The following is a 21,706-nucleotide window of genomic DNA, read 5'->3' on the forward strand; positions in this document are numbered from 1 at the left end:
AAAGCAAGGAACCGAAGGAACATGCCAGGTACAGCCGAACTTTTACCTGTGGGAACCCAGGATCTTGGTGTATTACCCCGCAAGGGGCGAGAAGATTATTTACCCGCGATCGAGTGGCATGACCAGCACAAAAGGCATGCCCTAATCAAACCCGATGAAAACAATGAATACACGATCACAGAAAGCCTGATAAAGGCCAGTTCCCATTGTGCGCTTTATGATAATCAAACGAAAATTTTAGAATGGCATTATGGAGAAGATGGCCGTTTAATTGTGCAATCCTATACTGAAAAGCAGGTGAATTTATTTGCTGCGCTTAAAGTTAAAGAATGTTTGATTAAAGCCCAAGGTCCTTTATTTTTCAAAGGAAAATTAGATAGTGAGGCTACTGTCGCTATTGATGCAGAGGCTTTATGGTTGGCTGATGCGGTTACCTCTGAAGGCACTATTGTTTTAAACACACGTCAAGGAGTCGGCCTTTTAGCACCGGTTAACGGGCAGCACTTGGTAATTAATGCCTCATACATTCACCAAGAAGCGGACCTCCAACTTTCAGGACAATTGGATGTCTCTACGCAATGCTTTAAACAAGATGCTTCTGTTAAAACCTCGGTAACCTCGTTACGCTTTATTGCTGCTCAATGTGAGATGAGAGGCGAGCTAACAGTTAACAGGGAATGCTTTTTGACCTCGACTATCCTGGTTTGGGGACATGAAACAGCACAGTCTACTTTCCGTTTCTCTGGTGATAATCATATCCATGCCCGCTACTTGCAACTGCACGGAGACACGCAGGCCCGTATCGGGAATTTAGAAGGAAATAAAGAAGGGAGCTTTATTGTTGACCAGGAATTACTGGTTGATGAAATTGCTGTTGCTCATTTTTTTAATACAAAATGTTCTATCAATAAAACGGATAACCAGGGTGAACTCTTATTCGATCAATGCAGCGCGGAAACCCAATTTGTTAAACAAAGCGGGATATTCGACGCACACCAATCCCTGTTAACTGTTGCTGGCGAGTTTACACAACATAACCACGCATTCACGGAACTAAAAGATTGTGTTTTTAATGCCTCCCTGACCAATGTGTGTGGTGGTGAGTTTTTTGTAAGCGACACTGCGTACAAAGGTCAATTTTGCAAGGTATATGCTGGTTTTTTGGCACTTCAAAATCGATCCGAGATTGAAATTGAAAAACTATTTTTAGCCAGGGAGGCTCGTTCAATAGTTCATGATTGTAATGTTAAAGCGCATCATTCTATCGAAGCATCAGGAGAACTGTCTTTTGAAAGCACTGATGTAGAAACAACCTACTTAAAAACTATAAATGGGAAGTTTACCAGTAAGAAGTCAACTATAAATGCTGATGCCCTCGTGCAATTAAGAGGTGTTACCGAATTAGCGGAGTCACATATTGTAGGAAAGACAATGACTCTGGATGGTGAGTTGTCAATTAATAAAGCCCAATTGAATGCGGATTCGTTAAAAATAATATCTCAAAAAGCAACCATTAACTTATTATTTTCTCATTCAGGGTACCTTCAATTGCAGGGCAGCGAGAATGCAGAACAAGTTGTTTTTAAAGGATGTGGGTTAACCACTCAATTACTTTCTTGCCTGGATCACATCACTTTTGACTCGTCTACTTTTTATGGTGTTTCTGAGAAAAAAATCATTCATGATTTGCGAGCCCATTTAAAACTCAATAATGCAAAATTTATTACGGAAGATCATATAAGAAATTATATGAATGGTGAGATTGAGTTAGAGAACAACAGTATTATGAAGGTGCGGCTGTTGCATTCGCAAGGGGCTATGAAGGCTAAGGATTCGCAGTTATTTTGCGAAATTTTATGGCAGGAGAATGCGGCTCTTGAGCTTGAGTCAAGCGCCGTTAAGATCAGGGATGAACTTCGAACAAAAGCCAGTAAACTCGTGTTAAATAAAGGCTCTGTCATATTGGCAGCATCCACTCAATTGAGGGAGGCTTCTGCACTTAACTTGAACGAAGGAAGTACGCTCATTTCCCAATCTGGGTTGGTTAATAGTTCAGATTCCACAATTACCAGCACAGACTCAAGAGTTTTTGCCAAAAAATTTAAAGCATATGGACGTACGGAGTTATGCTCCAGCTTATTACTTGCTGATGAGCTGCTTATTTATGACGGCTTTGCAGCTAACTCTATGTCAGAGGTTACTGTAGATGGCTTGATTGTTATTGCTTTAGAAGGTCATGCCCGGCTGGAAAATTCAGCAGTAGCTGCAGATACTCTTACAACCTTTGGCAGGATGGATGTAAGTAATTCTGCCTTGGTAACTAAAGAGGACGTACAGGTTTTTTCCTCTGCGACGTTAACCTTGGAGGGGCGGTCAAAGGTAGAAGCTGAAAACATGCTCGTCAGGGGTACTTTGGATGTTCAGGATAAACCCGAAGTAGATAGTGGGAAACAGCAAGAAAAAACCATTTCTTTAATTAAGGTGAATAAAGAATTACATGCTGCTGAGGCTGCTACGATAAAAGGGACCTCTGATTTATTGATTGAAGCTGAAAAATATGTGCATTCAGGCACTACAAATTTTACTGGGAAACTGAGCGTAACCGGAGGAATGCTCACTAATCATGGTTCCTGGGAAGCACGTAGCCTTTATCTGGGATTGGATGATCAAGTACGCAATTTTGGCTCTTTCTCTGCCGAAAATATGACGACTCACAGCAATTTTCTTAATTTAATGGGGCAGGTTTATGCCAGAAAATCATTATCCGTAGCGGGTTTTTATGGCGTTAATTCTGGTCTAATTGCAGCTAATAATTATTCAAACTCTACATTATTGTCAGTTAATGGTGGATTAGTACTTCCTAACTTCTCGGCAGATCCTCAGCATCTTTTTACATGGGGTAATTTTGCAGCAGTAGGCAAAATAGCCTTGACCACCCTGTTTCCCGGATACAGTAATGCGGTTAACCTGGGATTTATGGGCTTAGGGCTTTGGTACAACGAGCCGTCTCTTTATAACAGAGCTAAAGATTTTAATTTGGATAGCATGACTAAAGATTTTAATTGGAAGCGGTATAGGAGCATGCGTCGACATGAGTTGATGGCAGAGCTTTGCCAGCTTAAAGGTCTTGCTTCAACTGCATATAGTGCTTTTAATATGGCTTACTCAATTCCTGGTGAATTATCCAGTTTGAGTAAAGATTATCCTGCTATGAAAAGGGTTTTTGATCTCGAGAGTTACTCCTATTCCCATCTCAAATCAGCCGCATCTCAGTTTGATTACCAAAATTTTGGCAGACGTTCCGCAAGTATTGTTCTAGGTAATTACTTCGATGACTCTTTAGTTAATATCAACTTGGGACTAAGCGTGGCCCCAACTACCAAGAAAAGAAGTCTGTTTAGTATTAATACTGGGGCGGAGTGTTCTCTTCTATCACACAATGTCGAGAACCTGGCGTTTTTTAATAGTGGCTGGTCTGGCGGTAGCGAGGCATGTTTCTCAACTCGTTATGCCTATAACACAGGTGGTATACAAGGCGTTAATCGGTTTCTCTTTAATGCGGGTAAAACAGTAAACAAAGGAAACATTCGGGGTAATAATGCCTATGTGGCTATTGATCGCCTCACCCAAGAAGGACAGTTTGACTTAAGTAACGGTCAAGCAAGAATAGAGGAATTTAATGATAACAGAGACGCCGTAACTGAATATTCTGATATGTGGGTTACTGGCACCAGTTATGGGTCAGAAGGCCATTTTGCTGCTCAAAGAGCCCGATTCATTTATATCGATAAATTCAGAACCTATGAAAATTCTACAGCCAACACCTCCCAGGTTTTTATTGGTGCGCAGGAGTTCTCGCTTGGCGGGCAGTTAGCACATCAGGATGGGCTTGTTATTGAAGCAGATAAAGCGGTTTTAGCAGAAGATTCAATTGTAACTGGCAAACAAACCAGTAAAGACGAGTTATTTGTACCTAAAGCCGAAATTCCCAAGGAACAAACTGCATCAACAGGTGAACAACCCATGTCAGGTACCGATGCAGCTACAGTAGATGTAGAAAAAGAGTTTAAACCCCAACATATTTTGCAAATTCATGCACGTGAAGTGGTATTTGATGGCAAAATGAGCGGCGGTGATTACACGCAAATCCAAGGAAAGACAGCTCAATCGACTGCGTCGACCCAAACCGGTGAAAATAAAGAAACTACGGTTGCCAAGTTTGAAAAAATGACTGTAGAAGAACATGCCGACATTAAACTGACCAATGGCTCTATCGAAGGCATAGCCACAGAAAATTCAGGCCAGTTGGAGCTTTCCAAATTCTCTCTAAATATGCATGAGCTGGAACAGAACGCTGTAATGAGGCTTGATGATTGTGTTGGGGAGATTAGTGAAGTCACTGATTCTGTTACTGCGACTACTGCTATAGAAGGCTATTCATCACTAAAGGGTACAAGTTTTGTTTCCGTAGGAGGGCTTACAGCTCAAAGCACCCGTTTTAATTATACCGATGAGTTTGTCACCGGGGAAACGAGCCAATTTAAGACAGATAATGTGCATGTGGCTACCGGTCATTTCGAGGTTGGAGGCAAAGTTGACTATCAAAATGCTTTATCAGTCTCTGCGGAAAGGGCTCATTTAAAAGCCGGTTCTGTAATAAACGGCAAACAGACCGCAGAAGATGAATTATTCGTGGCCAAGGAGGAAACAGCAACACAATCTGGTAATACTCCAGCCCTTGAAAAAGAATTTAAACCGCAAAATACGTTTGCCATAGAAGCCGAAAAAGTAAAGTTGGATGGGGCAATTAAAGGAGGCGATTATACGTCAATCAAAGGTGTACAGATTGAAAAAGCAGAAGGTGTAGACGCTGTTGTTGAAAAATGTGAGACCCTGGAGGTAGGCGAATCCGCAGATATCGATCTGACCTATGGTTCTATTGCCGCTAAGAGTGGTGATATTTCAGGGCTAGCTCATTTAAAAAATTTTGATGTAACGCTTGATAAAACACGAGTAGACCAGGATGGGCAATTGTCACTTGAAAAATCCGCGCTCAAAGGTACCGCATTGACAAATGTGGACGGTACATTAAGCCTGGATAATTCTGTGGTTGCATTGGACGAAATGAATTTAAGTACTCGTGGACGCGAAACCATTAAAGATTCCACCATCACTACCGGGAAGTTAATCGATAACAGTCAATTACTCTATCAAGGTCAAGCAGCCCTCTTTACTGAAAGTTATGAACATGGTGGAAAAGTAACTTTTCTTAGCGCACCTCATGGGGGAAGCAATAATGGCAACCTGTTTTATGTAAAATCCAAAACAGCAGATTTACATGGGGCTTCAGCTATCGATAATGCGGTTTTTGATATTGAGCATTTTGCCCATGCTACGCAATTTACTTCCGGTCTGGGACGATACGGAAACTATGGTGTGACCAGCAATCTTGAATTGGATACGCTGGATTATATGACTCTTAATTCGCCCTTTTATCGTGATTGCAATTTGACTGTAAAAGCCAGCGGCATAACGATGACGGCAGATTACAACAGGGCAAAAGATCTCAGCCTGATTTCCACTGTGGGTGATGTCTCCTTATTAAGCACTATTATTAATAATAATTTGTATGTTAAATCTGCTGGAAGTATTCGAACTAACCATACTCTCTACAGTAATGGGCTAGCAAATTTTGAGGCTTCAGGTGGTTTTTATAATTTAGGCGGAACAGTTAACGCTAACACGGTCGCTATTAAAGCCAGCACCATTAAGAACGTCTCTGCAGGCTCTCATGCCGCGTCGGTGGCTTGGGGGGTACCGATGGGGAACGCTGGCATTATTAATGGCCGCACAGATGCCTATCTAGAGGCAACCGCAGCTAATATTGAAAACTATGGCGGGATTATTCGTTCAGGAAATTACACGCAGTTAATTGCCCGGGGAAGTGTCCTTAATCAGTGCAATATAGGTTCTTACCAAGGTGCTTATGATTTGATTACTACCTATAATGGCGGCCTGATTGCCGGTGGTAGCGGCGTGGGCACCAATGGTATTGGCCTTTATATTAAAGCTGACGGCCAAGTTTATTCAGATGCCTCCAATTTCGTCAGTAATGGCGTCAATTATATCGAAGGGGACAAAGGCCTTGAATTTGCTGCCCGGCAAGAAACCCATATTTCAAATATTACAACCACTAAAAATTGGTACGGAAAAACTACCCGTCATGTAACCATGACGACTACTGTTACCAACTCTATGGTTCATTCTGCAATTGGACAGAATATTTTAGTCACTAAGCATGGAGGAGTTAAATCAGTAGCAACCCGTTTCTCATCGCCTGGAGGAACGCAAATTTATGCCCGTGATAATGTTGATTTATATAGTCTAAGGACCGAATCGCGCGATTATCAATCCACGCGCAGTTTGTGGGGATTATCAAAACACTCCCGATTACAAATTGATCAGGAGTCCACCCCGACCTTATTTATTGACAATGGGGTAACACGTATCCATTCTTCAGAAGGCTCTATTGACGCACGTGGTGCTTATTTTACAGGTGCTGGCGATTTAGACTTAAGAGCCCATGGTCGCATTAAGTTTGGCGTGGATATTCTTGACCATGACGTTGTGGAAAAAACACGACGTTTAGGCCTCTCGGTACCTGGTATGGGAGCCTGGCAAGCTTGGAAGAGCACTGGTAACTTGATGGATACACTCACTGCTGAAGATGCAACCTTAGCCAAGCTAAATTCCATGCTATCCAGTAACAATACGAGCGAATTATTAGCTAACTCAGCCAACTTGGGTATTAATTTGTATAACACCACAAATGGCATAATGCGCGGTCTTGGAAACGATAACCTGACTAGTGAATTATTAGCACGCTATGGACTTGGAGGAGCCAATGGATTTTCTCCAACCATTACTCTCTCTATGACTGAAAGCAGAACAACAGCCCAATACCAAACGCAAGGGGTAGGTGGTGTTAATCGAGGTGGCGATGTTTACCTCGAAGCCAGCGAAGGGATTGACCTGGAAAATGGAGTTCGGGTTCATGCAGGCGGCGATATGGAAGTTAATGCACCTGAGTTGATCGCTAAAGCAGCGGAGTTACATTCCTGTGTTGATCAAAAAACGACAGCCCAAAGCCTCGGGCTCTCTCTGACTGGGGAATTGCAGGATGCGTCTGTCGGATATTCTCACCAAAAGACACAGGCAACCCATTATGTAAATGCCGAGTTATCTGCTAACGGCAATATGGATTTAAATTACCAAGGGGAGGCCATGCATCATGTCAGGCTCGATGGCGGTCGAATTGAGGCACGTACGCTGGATGCCAAAATTGAAAAATTAGATGTGATTGACAAGCAAGACCTGACAGTGACTCAAACTGAATTTGCCAGTGTCAGCCTGTCAGGTCAGGTATCTGCCTATAAAGGTAAAGGGACGTCAGCCATTACTACTGAGCATAGCGCTATCCATGTTATTGAGGGGATTAATAACAACGGACATTCCGTTCATGTTGATGAAGCCTCCATGCATGGCGGAGAAATTCTTACGGAGGGTGTCAATACTATTCAAATTGACCGACTAGTTACTGAGCAAGTCGTCGATCACCAATCTTACAGCGGGATTGGCATTAGCCTTAATGTGAATGACTTGCAACGTTTAACAGGTCAAAAAGCAACAAATGAAACAGGTGAACAGGCCATTGCTGTTGCTGAGATGAGTTTTGACCGCATTGATTATAAGGCAGAAAAAACGGCGGTGATTCACGGAACCCAAGGGACACAGGCACCGATTAAAGAATTGGTTGGCGAACTGCATACTGAATCTGTTGATGGAACCAAGGTTATTAAACAGGATGAATTGCATTTAACTTTAGATATTCCTGTTACTAATAGTGATTATCTTGAGAAATCCCGTGCCAACATTCAAGCCGGTTTAGATAAAATTTCCATAGCTTTAGGGATAAATGAGGTACCTGAAGTTGAGATACCTTTGCTGGATGAAAAAACACTGCCTTCAAGAAGAAAGGATGATGATGAGGAAGAAGAGGAGGAAGAAGAAATAGACAATAGTCTTGAAAAAGACAAGACTAGTGAAAGAAAAGAATCCGCTTCTGAGCGAGAAAAGAGTGCTGAAGAAAAGATTGTATTCTCTCCTGAGGAAGAAAAAGCGCTTCTAGAGGCTGCTTTTTCACTCATACCGAGTGAGGAGCAAGAGCAAATTAAAATACTTGTTTCTGAGCTTGAAAATAAGCGGAAACAAACTGGGAAAGTTGATCCAAAGTCCCAGATGGTTCTTCAACAACAAATCAAGTCTGCCATTCTGCAAGTATTTAAAGCTGCTTCAGAAGATAGTTGGGGTCGGCTCAGTAAGCAATTGGGCCCCGGGACTAGCGAAAAACTTGGCAAGATTCTTTCGTCTCCCGATGCGGCCTCTAAACTAGGGATCAAAACTTATTTGGGTACTAAAGGTGTATTCATTACGTTTGCCTTCAATCTTGGTTTGAAATCCGTAGATGGTGATAAAGATCTACTTAAAGAAGCAATTACTGATACGGCAGGAGATATTAGTTTTGGTATTTTATTAAGTTATACCGCCGGCTCTTTAGCCGGCCCCATTAATTGGACCTTTGTTGGTTTAGGGATTGCTGATTCATTTTTATATGATGAAAAATCCGTCGATCAATTATTCAAGGATAGCCTCAGCAGGATGCGTGAAGGCCAAAAATTGCTTGACCAGGGTGCGCTATCAGAAGGTCTTGGCGCGCAGATTACTGCTTCCGCACAACTAAAATTGGCCAGTCAGGCCCAGGCCGCTCACTATTTGTTGACATGGCCATCTTATTTCGCAAAGCCTTTTAGTTACGTTTGGGATAAAGTAGCAGGAAAGCGGGAAATCCCTGAGGCTCCCCAAATACCTACCCCCGCACCCAATCGCAATAGTTTCTTTTCCCAAACACCCGGTAAATCTGGAGACCAGAAAAAAGAAAATGTTGTAAAGGAAAGTTACTCACAACAGGAAAAACGTTCATGGTGAACTTGAAAAAAACAAAGCTAGTGTTGCTACTTTTCCTTTTACTAGGGTTAAGTCACGCCAGCTTTGCCCAATTAACTCCATGGGAAAAGCTCGAGAAACAATATTTAGTCGCAAAGAAACAAGGGCACTTCCAGGAAGCCCTTACGTTTGCGCGCCAGGCTTTTGCGGTAGCTAGGCATAGCGAGCTGAAACAATTCCCCATGAGTTGTCTTTATTTAGGCGCAGCCTATCATGATCAGGGTAACTATAAGCATGCTGAAATGATGTATAACTATGCTTTGTCCCTGTGGACAAAGATTTATGGCTCCGATAGCCTTGCAGTTGCTGGAGCAATGGATAGTCTTTCTAAAAATTATTCTGCCCAAGGAAAATATAAAGAGGCAGAGCAGTTTGCTCGCAAAGCGATGAGAATCTTAGGTAAAAAATACGGTAAAAATGGCCGCATGTGGGCTTCACAGCTCGCTAATTTAGGTTGGATTCAAGATGAACAAGGCAATTATTTAAAAGCTGAGGCGCTCTATAAGAAAGCACAAGCACTCTTGGAGAAAAAGCCTGTGCAAAACGTACGTCAACTTGCTACTTTATTAAACAATCTCGCTTCTCTTTATGAAACACAAGGGAAATATGAAATGGCCGAGCAACTTCACCATCAAGTCATACAAATGGTCGAACGAGCTCAAGGGCAAGACCATCCAACGTTAGCTACAAATTTCAATAATCTAGGCTCCCTCTATATTACTCTAGGGCTTTATAGTAAAGCAGAGCCACTTTTGAATCGTGCTTTATTCCTTGAAAAAAAATATTATGGCTCAAAACATATTATGACAGCGGTCACACTCAATGATTTAGGTCTCTTATACACGGAGCAAGGGAATTATCAGAAAGCCATATTAATGTATCAGCGCTCTTTAACAATTGATAAAAAAATAGAGAGGGAGGGACCCGATGTTGCAACTTCTTTAAGTAATCTTGCCAGAGTCTATCGAATTCTCGGGCAGTATCATCAGGCTGAAGAATTTGCTTTGGAAGCTCTAAAAATGGATAAAAAATTCTTACCAGCAAATCATGCTTCCATTGGGCGTGATTTGAATAATCTTGCGAGGATTTATGACGCTCAAGGGCAGGCGGCGAAAGCTGAGGATTTATACCAGCAAGCGGTATTAATTTTAGAAAAAGCCTATGGGACTGAACATCCTGAGTTTGCCACTTCTTTGAATAATCTTGCGACTGTTTATGCTGAAAAAAATCAACACCAAAAAGCGGAACAACTTTATCTGCGTGCCATTGCTATCAACGAAAAAAGCTTACCCCCGGAAAGCCCGAATGCAGCTGATGCATTGCATAATCTGGCAGAGCTTTATCTTCGTGAAGGTAAGTACAGCGAAGCGGTAACACTTTCTCAACGGGTAGTTAACTTGAGACAAAAGGCTTTAGGCGTTAATCATCCTGAGGTGGCTAGCAGTTTGAATAATTTGGCACAGGCCTATTCCAATCAGGCTTTATACGCCAAAGCAGAGCCCCTTTACTTGCAAGCCATAGGCATTGTTGAAAAAACGTTGGGACCCGAACACCCTGATCTGGCTACCTATATGAATAATCTTGCCGAATTATACCTGGCTGAAAAACAGTACGCCAAGGCGAAACCGCTCTTTGAAAAAGCGTTGCTAATCAGTACCCAAAGCTTAGGTGCCAGACATCCAACTGTATTGGCAATTCAGCAAAATTTAAAACAATGTAAACGAAAGAATAGATTGGGCTTCTAGGCAATCAGGTGAAAGTTGGCTTAATGACAGAAACGGGCATATAGCGTAGCAAGCTGCCCAAGAGAGTGTGGTAGACACACCGGGATTGAGGAATGGTCGTAAGTGCTGAAGAAAGTCAGATAATATAGCCTGCGATTTGAAGTACCTCCAAATGCCTACTAATATGACATAAAGTAAGGCACAGGGAGAGTACCATGATTAAAGCCAAAGGATATGCTGCAAAATCCCCTACCAGTTTGCTTGAGCCGTTTGCTTTTGAACGCCGCACCCCTGGCAGTGAAGATGTCCACATTGCAATTCTGTATTGCGGTATCTGCCATTCTGATCTGCACACAGCGCGCAATGAATGGCAAGGGACGGTTTATCCGGTTGTCCCTGGCCATGAAATTGTTGGCAAAGTGATCAAGGTCGGGGACAAGGTAAGCCGATTTAAAGAAGGTGAAACCGTTGCGGTTGGGTGTCTTGTCGGCTCCTGCCAGAAATGCGCCAGCTGTCAGGATGGCCTTGAGCAATATTGCGAGACTGGGCAAGTATTCACCTATAATAGCCCGGAGAAAGAAACGGGTGCGATGACCTATGGCGGTTATTCCGACAGCATTGTCGTCAATCAGGATTTTGTTTTAAAAGTACCTGCCTCCCTGGATGTTAAAGCTGTTGCTCCCTTACTTTGTGCCGGGATTACCACGTATTCACCAATGCGTCACTGGAACGTTAAAAAGGGAGATAAAGTAGGTGTGATTGGCTTAGGTGGCTTGGGACACATGGCTATTAAAATTGCCCATGCACTGGGTGCTGAAGTCACTATGGTAACAACCTCGCCAGATAAGGAAAAAGATGCCAGGCGCCTGGGTGCATCCAAGGTTTTAATTTCTACTCATGCGGAAATGATTGCTCAATTTGCAAACTATTTTGATTTTATGATCAATACCATTCCCAGGACTCATGATCTTAATCCTTACCTGAATTTACTAAAGCGCGATGGCACGATGGTTATCGTTGGCGCAGTGGAGATACTTAAATCGCCATTAGATACGCGTCCTTTAGTTTTCGGGCGCAAGAGTGTTGCAGGGTCGCTGATTGGTGGAATTAAAGAGACACAGGAAATGCTGGATTTTTGTGCTAAACATAACGTATTACCTGATGTCGAAATGATCCCGATTCAGAACCGCTTATGTGACTGGCGTTAAAGGGAATAAGCCTGTTGAGGGTTTAAGTGAAGAAGCTGCTTCTTTAATCAGAGAAGAAGAACTGATGCAGGAAGGGAGAATGAAGCAACTCTCGAGGCAAAAGATGGGGTTTGTTGCGTCCGCGACTTTCGGTGATATGTGCGTAACCCAGGTTCCCGGCACTTACACGACGTTGCGAAAAATACCCGGCCTGCTACCTGAGAATTTTAGATTTTCCAAGCCTGCTAACATTTTTCAGGCCATGAAAGCAGGATTTATACCGGCTTATCTGGCTGGACTGACTAATTACACCAGTCTTCTTGTTATGGAGCCCTACATTGCGGGATATATGGCGAAGAATCTACGTATCGAGGATAGAAAGGCCCAGCACTTTCTTGCGGGTGCGGTCAGCGGGTCATTAGCTGCCTTCTTCGCCTATCCTTTCGCTGCTACTTGCGATTATATGGTAGTTCGGACGTCTGTTAACGATCAAGGTATCTTATCCAGTAGAAGTACTCTGAGCATAGCCCAAGAGATTGCTAAAACAGTTAGAGATAATCCAAAACAAGCCATGCATACTTTTTTTGGAAATGCTGCCAAACAGCTGCCTATAAGAATGGGGCTCACTGCAATCATTTATTCTATCGTATCAGGGGTTGGTGAAACATTGGGAACTGAGCCATTGAAAGCCGTTGTTCCTGAGCGGTTTCAGCCTGGAAATAACTCACAAGGATTTTTTGCCAAACCCTCTGCTTCTGAAGACGTATCCTCTTCTGTAAAAAATACGCCTTCTTCTGTAGCAAATACTGACTCTTCTACAAAAGAAACTCCAGGGCTTAAATAGTTACAGGACTGAGTGGGAAAACTGTTTTTATTCTGTAAAAATGGTTTTCCTGCCTCATTTGCTGTATAATGGACATTTTTAAGCCAACTAAATATTAGGGATAGAATTATGTTACGCTTTTTCCAACAAGCAGCCTGGCAGACTGCCAAAGGTACTGGGACTATTTTGGCTGCAGCAGCTGTTACCAATATAACCTACTCCTTGGGTTCCTATGCGTATACTTATCTAAACACCAAGCTTCCGCTATTCTCAAAACCTCCATCACCGCCCCTTACAGGTGCAGGCACTGCAAATCGTCCACATGATGATTCAAATGATGACATCTCTGCGGGAACGCATGGGTTTGGAGCATAAACAGCGACCACACCATAGCTCAGCCGATTTTCTGCCTTCCGGGAGAACTGCTCGGGAGGCTGAATTACAATAACTGAATTAACGCTTCAGATGACGTGATATATAATTTATCAATAATCCTGGTAATTAGAGAAGCGGGGCCAGGGGCATCGCAGGAAGTAGGCCCAACACAATGGGCATAAAACTCCACTGCATTTTTAGCAGCGATGTAACGGTCTTCCTCGACTGAGTGGAAAACGCCAATAATGGCAGAAAGCAAACTGCCTATACCAGCTACTCGTTGCAGCAGATTGGAGTCAAAATTAAAAGAGTCCACTCTATCCTTATCAGCCACAATATGTCTCTTTCCACTGACAACAACAGTTAACTTGTATTTACCTGCTAATAGTTTCGCTTTTTCAGTCATTACAGTAAAATTGGTGGCATTATGATTTTGCAGCCCGATTTGCCCACTCAATAAACCATCAATTTCACTGGGATAAGCCCGAATAACAGAAATAGCGTGATTATTGATAATCTGGATGGCGGTATCCGTTCTATAGTGACTCGCCCCCGCTCCTACCGGATCTAAAATAATAGGGATTTTGAATTGATTGGCTGTTTTACAGATGTGATTACAAAGTTTGATAAAATCATCGTCCAGTTTTCCCAGATTAATCACAACCGCCTTGGATAGGTTCAGTAACTCTTCTACTTCTTGCCTGGCATTATTCATAATAGGCAATGCACCTATACTTCGTACTCCATTCGCTACAAGGTCAACCGGGAAATAGTCCGTCATATTAAGTATGAAAGGTCGTTGCTCCCTTATTTTAATCAGAATGTCCCTTATCGTCGGCGTCATACCAATTCCTTTTTAAATCCTGTTGCCATAAAACATCATAACCGGTGTTTTTCCAATATAAAACCATCAATCCTGTTGTTTCTGCGAGTTAGTTTTTTACGACCCTCTGATCCAGTTTGATAAATAACAACTATCCTAATAGAAGGGCATGGACAAAACCAATTCAATTAAGGTGACCATCGATTATGATTTGGCTATATCTGGTTGTTGGTGGACTAACTGCTTTACTAGTCGGTGGATTGCAATATTATTTCCGCAATAAACCCCTAACTACATTATGGATAACTGCCTTTGCCGTCGTTGTTGTTCTCCTGATCACGAAATGGTATGGCGTACCCTACTACCAGGCCTGGATCTTTGAGAGTGATTTAAGGAAAGAGTCTTCTTTCTTTGATTTACTTGCCAACAAATCACCGCAGGCGTTTAAAGAGTATATCGATAAAACGAAAAAAGACATCATTCATAATGATTCACAAAATGTGATTGCCTACACCAGTGAATTGGTTAGCTCGCAAATGACAAAATACGGTGCACAGGCAACCAATGAAGCAATTTATAACCAGGTTAAAGCGACCATTGATTATTACAATAAACTTGACGCCATTAATCCTGTATTAGTCTTGTTCCTGGAATACCCCAATATTTTTGCAGATAAATTGAGTGAGAAGGAAATAGAATTGGTCGGCGAGGGCCCTGAGAACCCTATCCCTGCTGCCAATCAGAACATCATAAAAAGTGCATTGGAAACGCCTCACCCTCCGTTGTCTAAAGCTGATACGATCAAGGCTCAAATGATACTCAACAAAATCATTGAAACACTATCAACAAAGTATGGTGAGAAGGTAGAAATGACTTTTCAACATCCTGATGATCCGGCTTTAGATAAAAAGGCGGCAGCAGAAATCATAATAACATTTTATCAATTACTGGCTGAAAGAGGGGAAAAAGATACGGGATTAGTTATTAGATATATCTCGAGTTCGAATCATTGAGCTTGTTTCGAAACGCTACTGCCCTGGAGAATTGCTTCGTCATACGGTGCTCGAATCTTCATGCACTGGCGTGTACACTGTGGTTGGGCGCGCGTTTCGAAAAGAATAATAAGTTAAGGGAATAGGAATGTTTCACTGGATAAAAAATTGGTGGCATGGGTATCTTATCAAGCACTCAGCGATCACTGATATTGAATGGCAAACTGCTTTCAGAAATTTATCGTTGCTCCATCGTTTGAGTGAGCGCGAGAAGATAAAGTTAAAAAAATTAGCCATTCTATTTCTTCACTATAAGTCCCTGGAAGGTGCGGGTGGTTTTGAAATAACCCCCTCTGTCCGCGTAGCCATTGCCCTGCAGGCTTGTCTGCCAATCTTAAATCTTGGATTAGACTGGTATAACGGGTGGGTTTCCGTAATTATCTATCCTGGCGCTTACCGCAGGGAGAACGTTGAAGTAGATGAATGTGGCATCGTTCACCAGGGCCTAGCCAATCTTAGTGGCGAATCCTGGCAAAACGGTCCGGTCATTTTGTCCTGGGGGGATACTTTAAATCACAGTGAAAATGATGGTTCTAATATAGTAATTCATGAATTTGCCCATAAATTAGATATGCTCAATGGAAAAGCCAATGGTTTGCCACCGCTCCATAAATGGATGTCAGTTCGACAATGGGCAACGGTTTTCAATCGCGCATACGCCGACCTGGAAGTACAGTTACAACAGCACAAGACGATTCCCATTAATCCCTATGCATTGACCTCCCCGGCCGAGTTTTTTGCTGTTTTTAGCGAGATTTTTTTCGAGCGGCCTATGGTTATTAAACAGCATTATCCTGAGGTTTATGAATTACTGAGGAGATTTTACCGCCAGAATCCCTTGGCACCGCCAGAGAAATGAGGGCAACCATGGGATTAGAGGATAGACCAGGCAGGTTGCCCTAATGGATACTACGAATCAGCATCGCGTGGTTTAAGATCTGTTTTTAACGGGTTGAGAGTGCTTGATTGTTTTTGTGTAGCGGCGTTGGTCATTGCGGGAGCACTATTTTTCTCTCGTTGATCCACGACCGCACTAAACTGGTTTATCTCAGTCATTCGCTGATTTTGCTCGGCACTGCCAAATTTTTCCTGCCGTGCCTCCTCTTGCAGCTGGCTTTTTATATTCGCAGCACTGCCTTCATAGAGCTTGCCAGAATTGTTTGAATACATGTAGTTGTCTATATTCTTGAGGCCATTATCGCTAGTGAGCACACCGCCGCAGCAAAATGAACACATCCTTGCTTCATCTTCATAAAATTTTTTCTTCTGCTGCGGATGAAAAGAAAGAATGGGTGGATATTCGTCTAACAACGATTTTCTTTGCTCATTATCTGGATCATTATCGTCCAAACATTCTTTTTTATACCGATCAATAAAGGGTGAATCCGATGTGCCAGGTACCAGGTTTTGAAAATAGAGCAAATCTTTTGGTTCGTTACTCGCACCCATTTTACTTAATTTCATAGTTTGCCTCCATTCCCTTTCATTCTCTGCAATCGTTGTCTTTACACGTTTTAACTGACATGGGTTACTCTATTGCTAATTGATAAAGCATATTACATTAAGGATAGCCCGGTTTTTAGAGGTGATTTAAATTGAAACGACTGAGGTTAAGTAAGAAACTGTAAATTCTACTATTTTTGTTCTATTTTAAGAGGGAAATGATATGAAGGACTCAGGCTTCTCCACTTCTACTCTTATTTCAGAAGTGATCCTATACTAAGCAGAGTAATTGGGGTGTAAAACCGTGACAAAATAGACAAGGAACTTCTATGTTACATAACCCGCTTGATAATCGCTCCCTTTATAATTGGTACGATTTTACCATGAGGGCTATTCAGCCTTATTCCGATTATTGCCACACCCTGTCAAAACGGTTTCAACGGCTGGCAGATAGCTTGAGTCTACCAATGACTATTCCCTTTCTTTCTGAATTACAAAATGAACTATTAAAGAATGTCGCCCAGGTGGGAATACAAAATTACAGGGAAGTTGCTGGCCACCTGTATGTATACCATATGATCACCAATATCTATGAAAAACCGGAATTTGGTATCAAGGAAGTTAAATTAGGGGATGATTATTGTGATATTTATGAGGAAACCATCGATCAAAAAAGTTTTTGCAATTTAATTCGCTTTAAAAAAAGAGAGATCTTGCGTGAAAAACCCTTTCCTAAATTGCTGGTGGTTGCGCCTATGTCAGGCCACTATGCAACCCTGCTCAGAGATACGGTGAGAGGCCTATTACCTTTCTATGATGTGTACATCACCGATTGGAAAAATGCCCGTGATGTTCCGCTAAAAGAAGGGGGGTTTGATTTGGATGAGTTTATTGCTTATATCATTTCCTATTTCAAACTCTTAGGACCTGATCTGAATGTTTTGGCTGTTTGCCAACCTACAGTTCCCGTATTGGCAGCACTCGCATTAATGTCCACCGACAATGATCCCAAATTACCGCAAACTGCCATCTTGTTAGGTGGACCCATTGATACGTCTCAATCACCCACTGCGGTTAACGAACTCGTTGCGTCCAGGGATGATGATTGGTTTCATCAAAATGTTATTTCAATGGTTCCAAATCGTTTTCCTGGTGCGATGAGACTTGTTTATCCGGGATTTATGCAATTGTCCGGTTTTATGAGTATGAATTTACCACGGCACATGGAATCACTTAAAAATGCTATTAATAGCTATGCCGCAAACCACCGCGATAAGGCGTTGAAAATTATCCAGTTTTACCTTGAATATTTTTCTACAATGGATTTGACTGCTGAATTTTATATGCAAACGATTCATACCGTCTTTCAGGAACAGTTACTGGTAAAAGGACGCTATAAATCAAAAGGAAAAGACATTCGATTACACGATATAAGAAATACTTCGCTGTTAATCATTGAAGGTGAGCGGGATGACATTACTGGACTTGGGCAAACGAAATCAGTCATTGATTTATGCAAAAATCTTCCTGCCAAGATGAAAAAATATTATCTGGCGGAAGGTGTCGGCCATTATGGATTATTCAATGGCAGTAAATTTCGCAAGATGATCGTTCCTGAAATCAATAAATTTATCGGTATATAAAAAACACCCCTATCCGGTAGGGGTTGAAAATAAGTGAGGGCTGATCTTCGACGGCTATTTTTTCCGCTGCAATTTGGTTGAAAGAGGATTCATATCAAAAGGAGTGGCAAACTTATCATTTTGATCCAAGTCCTCTTCCTCCTCATCTTTGTCTTCCTCATCGGGATCCATATCCAATGGGTTTATTGGTATCACGGGAACGGGTTTTGGAGTACTTGGTTTGGGTTGAGCGCCAAGCCCCTTCAGCATTTTGGAGTCAGAAAGCTCTGTATTAGTATCTTCTTCTACAGTGCTATCTTCTTTTTCAAAACTTTTCTTTTGATCCTCTTCTTCTTTCTTATCACTTTGGGGGAAAAACATTAACTGAAAAGTCAGCAAAAAACTTTTCATCATATGGAGAAGCCAATCAAAAGGCTTCTTCTCATCGATGTCTTTTGATTTCTCCAATTCGTGATTCAGTTCGCCTTCAAGCTCTCTTCTTTCTTGCTCCAACTCTTTGTCTTTTTGATCAGCCATCATTCTTCTCTCTATCAATCAGCCTGTAAGACCTATTATACAATTTATGTGGTCATGTTTTGACCATATTCAATGTAAAATATTAGTAAACCATTCATTACTATCTATTATAGTTCACAGATCCCTTGTCAGTGGCTTATTCCTAAAAAATCAAATAAATTCAATGAGTTATTGAGTTAAAATCGATTGGGCTTTCCTATTGTTTATTGCAGGTTACCTATGCCGGGCCTGTTGGAAAGAATATAATAAATCACTGGAATAATTTAGGTGAAGAGGCAATGGCAGCAGATAATCAATGTTACTGGGTTTACATTTTACTGTGCAGCAACAATACCTATTACACCGGCTATACCACGGATCTTGATAAACGCTATCAATCGCATGTTAATGGTACGGGACGGTGTAAATATACACGCAGTTTTAAACCGGTTTGTATCGCCCAGTCCTGGAAAATTAATGGTTCCAAGGCTCAGGCATTGAGAATAGAGCGCTACATTAAAAAGCTGTCTCACAGTGACAAGCAAAAAATTATTGCAGAACCACTGGACTTTTTAACCAGGGTAATGAGTGAGTCAGGAACACAGTAAATAAGACGCCTTCAGCAATTCGGGTTAAAGCCAGCAGGCTTTAACCCGGAAGATTATCCCCGTCCCTCATTAATTCCAGCGGGAAGCCCCGTAATACCACCAGGACAGAAGGTGATGATATAACTGGTAGAATTAGGTTCCCCGGCTACATTGATGTTATTGGTACAACCAAAACCACTTGTTTTGTCATCAAAAGGATAAACATAGGCTGAGGGGCACGCCTGCTTCATCCATTGAATCATCGGTTGAACAAGGGAATTCCACTGAGCATTGGTTTGTGGTTGCGAAGCGCCCACTTGCGTACAACTTTGGGTATTGGAATTTGCAGCAATAGCCACATTATTTGTTTGTGCCGGGTTCCACCAGTCAGCACAGCCGCAACATTGCGCTATGTCGGTCGCTGAGTATCCTGGATAGGCATTATAACAGGTATTATATCTTGGACCGGAATAACCGGTAGGAACAGCGCATAGCATCAAATTAGATAAAACTGCTCCGGATGGATAAAACGGTGTAGTCGCCGTGGGGAGTGCCTGATTACATTTAAAGTAGCTTTGCACTGCGGCAGGAGGACTAGCGCCGCAGACTTGATCAGCAGACCAGTATCCCAGGAAATTTCCACAGACCTGGTTAAAACTGCTATCGAGCCCGCAGAATGTATTCGCTGGGCAACCCTGATTGCCTGCAGTAATAGAACAAGATGTTCCGCCGTTCGTAACCCAATAAAATCCATTACCCGGCACTTGATTAATAACAGGTACTACCGCGTTATTCCAATTGCAGGCACCAAATCCATTGGTTGCTACGTTATTACCCGGTGTTCCGCAATTGTAGTTATTGGGAGTGGCCGGAATTGAAGTTGCCCCGGATTGATAATAAACCGGTTGCATCGAAATCGGGATATGGAAACCATTGATCACTTCCACATCATAGCTATCTGCACTGGTAAGATTCATCGTGATTTCAGCCTGGGTTGCCGGTTGGGTGAACCCTACTCCCGGTGCACAGGCTGTACTGCCACCATTATTACCGCAAGAGGCTTGTTGGCAGGATGATGTTCCATTACATAGCGTACTTGCAGAGATATTGCCGCTCCATTGAATACTGGGATCGGTCCCTGGATTCACATCGATAGTCACATTATTGGTACCGCCACTGGCACTTAATAAATAAGCCTGGGGAGCAACAACAATATTGGGTGTGGGATTATTCCAATAGCATTTGTGAGTAGACGTATTACAGCTGGTACCGGCAGGGCAAGCTTGGGTTGGGCAATTAGGTGTACTGGTCAAGCTGCTGCCGTTAAGTGAAAACCACACATCGAAATCACAGTCATTGACCAAGGTAACGGTTCTGCTTGTTGGCAATGCCGTGACGACAGAACCCGAAGTAATCGCCGTAGCAGCGGTTTGAGGAACACCATTAACCGAATAAGGAACCTGCGCTGTTAACACATAGGTATCGGGTGGGTTATTGGCTACAGGTGCTGTGAAAGTGACGGTTAACAGGCAAGCAGCATTGGTGAGGGTTTGAGGTATCAGACAACTGCCAGCGACTGCTGATAGTGTTGCTGAACAATCATTTCCTCCCTGATCACAATTAATCGTTGCCCCCCCGGGAATATCGACAGAACCGGTTGCTGTAAATAAAAACTGAACTTGATGGACACTGTTTTGCACAATCAACGGCGGTAAAGCGAACTCCGTCACGACGGTGCCGACCAGGGGCGCTGCCGGATTAACTACTTGGGTTAATGTACTGGCTTGAACCGGGCTATCGGGCGGGCCACTATAAGAAAGTGTTGCAGTGACTTGTTGGATAGAAGGAGTAGTCGAGGTCACTGTATAAGTCCCTTCTACATAGCAAGTTCCCCCGTTTGCCAGAAGCGTACCAATACAAGTCGAGGTGTGATTCGGTATCCCTAGTGTTTGCGTGACATCCACTGAAAGACTCGTTGCATCGATTGCACTGTTGTTGGTGAAGGTAAATTTATAGCTGGACGAGGAACCATTCGTTACCTGGAATGGCAAGGAGTCAGTCACAGCCACTGTGACCGCACTTAACGATTGGCCTGTTGCGATTGTCGTTATTTCTGGTAATGGGACTCTATCCCTGCTATAGCCTGCGATAGTCAATTTCAAGGATTTTTGGCCAATCACCAGTGGGTTTAACGCGACAGTGACTGTACAGGATGCTCCTGAAGCTAATAGACGGCCTGTGCATTGGTCATTAAAAATAAATTCCACCGAAGGACTTGTCAGATGCTCGATAACTAATGGCCTGACTAAAGAAAAAGGTAGTTGGTTAGTGAATGTATAGACAATCGTATACGTTTGGCCAACTGAGGTTTGTGCAGGAAAGGTATTCGAAACCCGCCAGGCGATAGGATCTTTCCCTGCATAAGCAAAAAAAGCAACCAAGAATAGAAAAAAACTTGTGATGATACGGGCAGAGCGGTTCATGATGGTCC

Annotated in this window: 13 protein-coding genes; 9 read left to right on the forward strand and 4 right to left on the reverse strand. The window is 42.6% G+C overall.

Features of this window, described 5'->3' with window-relative positions; translation table 11 throughout:
• The first annotated feature begins 21 nt into the window (after positions 1 to 21).
• The 5 genes from Lfee_RS08395 to Lfee_RS08415 all read left to right on the forward strand — a co-directional run bounded on the left by Lfee_RS08395 (position 22) and on the right by Lfee_RS08415 (position 13,172).
• Complete coding sequence (locus Lfee_RS08395; RefSeq protein ID WP_058445759.1) at positions 22 to 9,045, forward strand: hypothetical protein; 9,024 nt, start codon at positions 22 to 24, stop codon at positions 9,043 to 9,045.
• Positions 9,039 to 10,808 (forward strand): tetratricopeptide repeat protein, encoded by a 1,770-nt coding sequence (locus tag Lfee_RS08400; protein ID WP_058445761.1) that lies wholly within the window; start codon positions 9,039 to 9,041, stop codon positions 10,806 to 10,808. Before Lfee_RS08395 ends, Lfee_RS08400 begins: the two co-directional genes overlap by 7 nt.
• A 194-nt stretch (positions 10,809 to 11,002) precedes the next feature.
• On the forward strand, positions 11,003 to 11,995 hold the full coding sequence (locus Lfee_RS08405; protein ID WP_058445764.1) for an NAD(P)-dependent alcohol dehydrogenase: 993 nt from the start codon (positions 11,003 to 11,005) through the stop codon (positions 11,993 to 11,995).
• Complete coding sequence (locus Lfee_RS08410; protein WP_058445766.1) at positions 11,982 to 12,818, forward strand: hypothetical protein; 837 nt, start codon at positions 11,982 to 11,984, stop codon at positions 12,816 to 12,818. Before Lfee_RS08405 ends, Lfee_RS08410 begins: the two co-directional genes overlap by 14 nt.
• 108 nt (positions 12,819 to 12,926) lie before the next feature.
• Positions 12,927 to 13,172, forward strand: coding sequence for a hypothetical protein (locus tag Lfee_RS08415; RefSeq protein WP_058445768.1), 246 nt, complete (start codon positions 12,927 to 12,929; stop codon positions 13,170 to 13,172).
• 64 nt (positions 13,173 to 13,236) lie between these two features.
• Here Lfee_RS08415 and thiM read toward each other — a convergent pair whose 3' ends face one another.
• A complete protein-coding gene (gene thiM, locus Lfee_RS08420; protein ID WP_058445770.1) occupies positions 13,237 to 14,016 on the reverse strand; it encodes a hydroxyethylthiazole kinase in 780 nt (259 codons plus the stop codon).
• A gap of 185 nt (positions 14,017 to 14,201) precedes the next feature.
• Between thiM and Lfee_RS08425 the strand changes: the two genes are divergently transcribed.
• Together Lfee_RS08425 and Lfee_RS08430 are read left to right on the forward strand one after the other, a co-directional pair.
• Entirely contained in the window at positions 14,202 to 15,008 is an 807-nt protein-coding gene (locus tag Lfee_RS08425) for a hypothetical protein (RefSeq protein WP_058445772.1), read from the forward strand.
• 127 nt (positions 15,009 to 15,135) lie between these two features.
• Positions 15,136 to 15,906, forward strand: a complete 771-nt coding sequence (locus Lfee_RS08430) for a M90 family metallopeptidase (RefSeq protein WP_058445774.1) — start codon at positions 15,136 to 15,138, stop codon at positions 15,904 to 15,906.
• Between the two features lie 50 nt (positions 15,907 to 15,956).
• Here the strand turns inward: Lfee_RS08430 and Lfee_RS08435 are convergent, their stop codons facing one another.
• A complete protein-coding gene (locus tag Lfee_RS08435; RefSeq protein WP_058445776.1) occupies positions 15,957 to 16,511 on the reverse strand; it encodes a hypothetical protein in 555 nt (184 codons plus the stop codon).
• A 308-nt stretch (positions 16,512 to 16,819) separates the two neighbouring features.
• On the opposite strand from Lfee_RS08435, the gene phaZ reads away from it, so the two are divergent.
• Positions 16,820 to 18,133, forward strand: a complete 1,314-nt coding sequence (gene phaZ, locus Lfee_RS08440; RefSeq protein ID WP_058445778.1) for a polyhydroxyalkanoate depolymerase — start codon at positions 16,820 to 16,822, stop codon at positions 18,131 to 18,133.
• Positions 18,134 to 18,187: 54 nt separating this feature from the next.
• Here the strand turns inward: phaZ and Lfee_RS08445 are convergent, their stop codons facing one another.
• Positions 18,188 to 18,649, reverse strand: coding sequence for a hypothetical protein (locus Lfee_RS08445; RefSeq protein ID WP_131753134.1), 462 nt, complete (start codon positions 18,647 to 18,649; stop codon positions 18,188 to 18,190).
• 278 nt (positions 18,650 to 18,927) lie between these two features.
• Between Lfee_RS08445 and Lfee_RS08450 the strand changes: the two genes are divergently transcribed.
• Positions 18,928 to 19,236 (forward strand): GIY-YIG nuclease family protein, encoded by a 309-nt coding sequence (locus tag Lfee_RS08450; RefSeq protein WP_058446279.1) that lies wholly within the window; start codon positions 18,928 to 18,930, stop codon positions 19,234 to 19,236.
• Positions 19,237 to 19,289: 53 nt separating this feature from the next.
• Here Lfee_RS08450 and legT read toward each other — a convergent pair whose 3' ends face one another.
• Positions 19,290 to 21,698, reverse strand: coding sequence for a Dot/Icm T4SS effector LegT (gene legT, locus Lfee_RS08455; RefSeq protein ID WP_058445783.1), 2,409 nt, complete (start codon positions 21,696 to 21,698; stop codon positions 19,290 to 19,292).
• Positions 21,699 to 21,706: the final 8 nt, after the last annotated feature.

The organism is Legionella feeleii (assembly GCF_001467625.1).
GTDB lineage: Bacteria > Pseudomonadota > Gammaproteobacteria > Legionellales > Legionellaceae > Tatlockia > Tatlockia feeleii.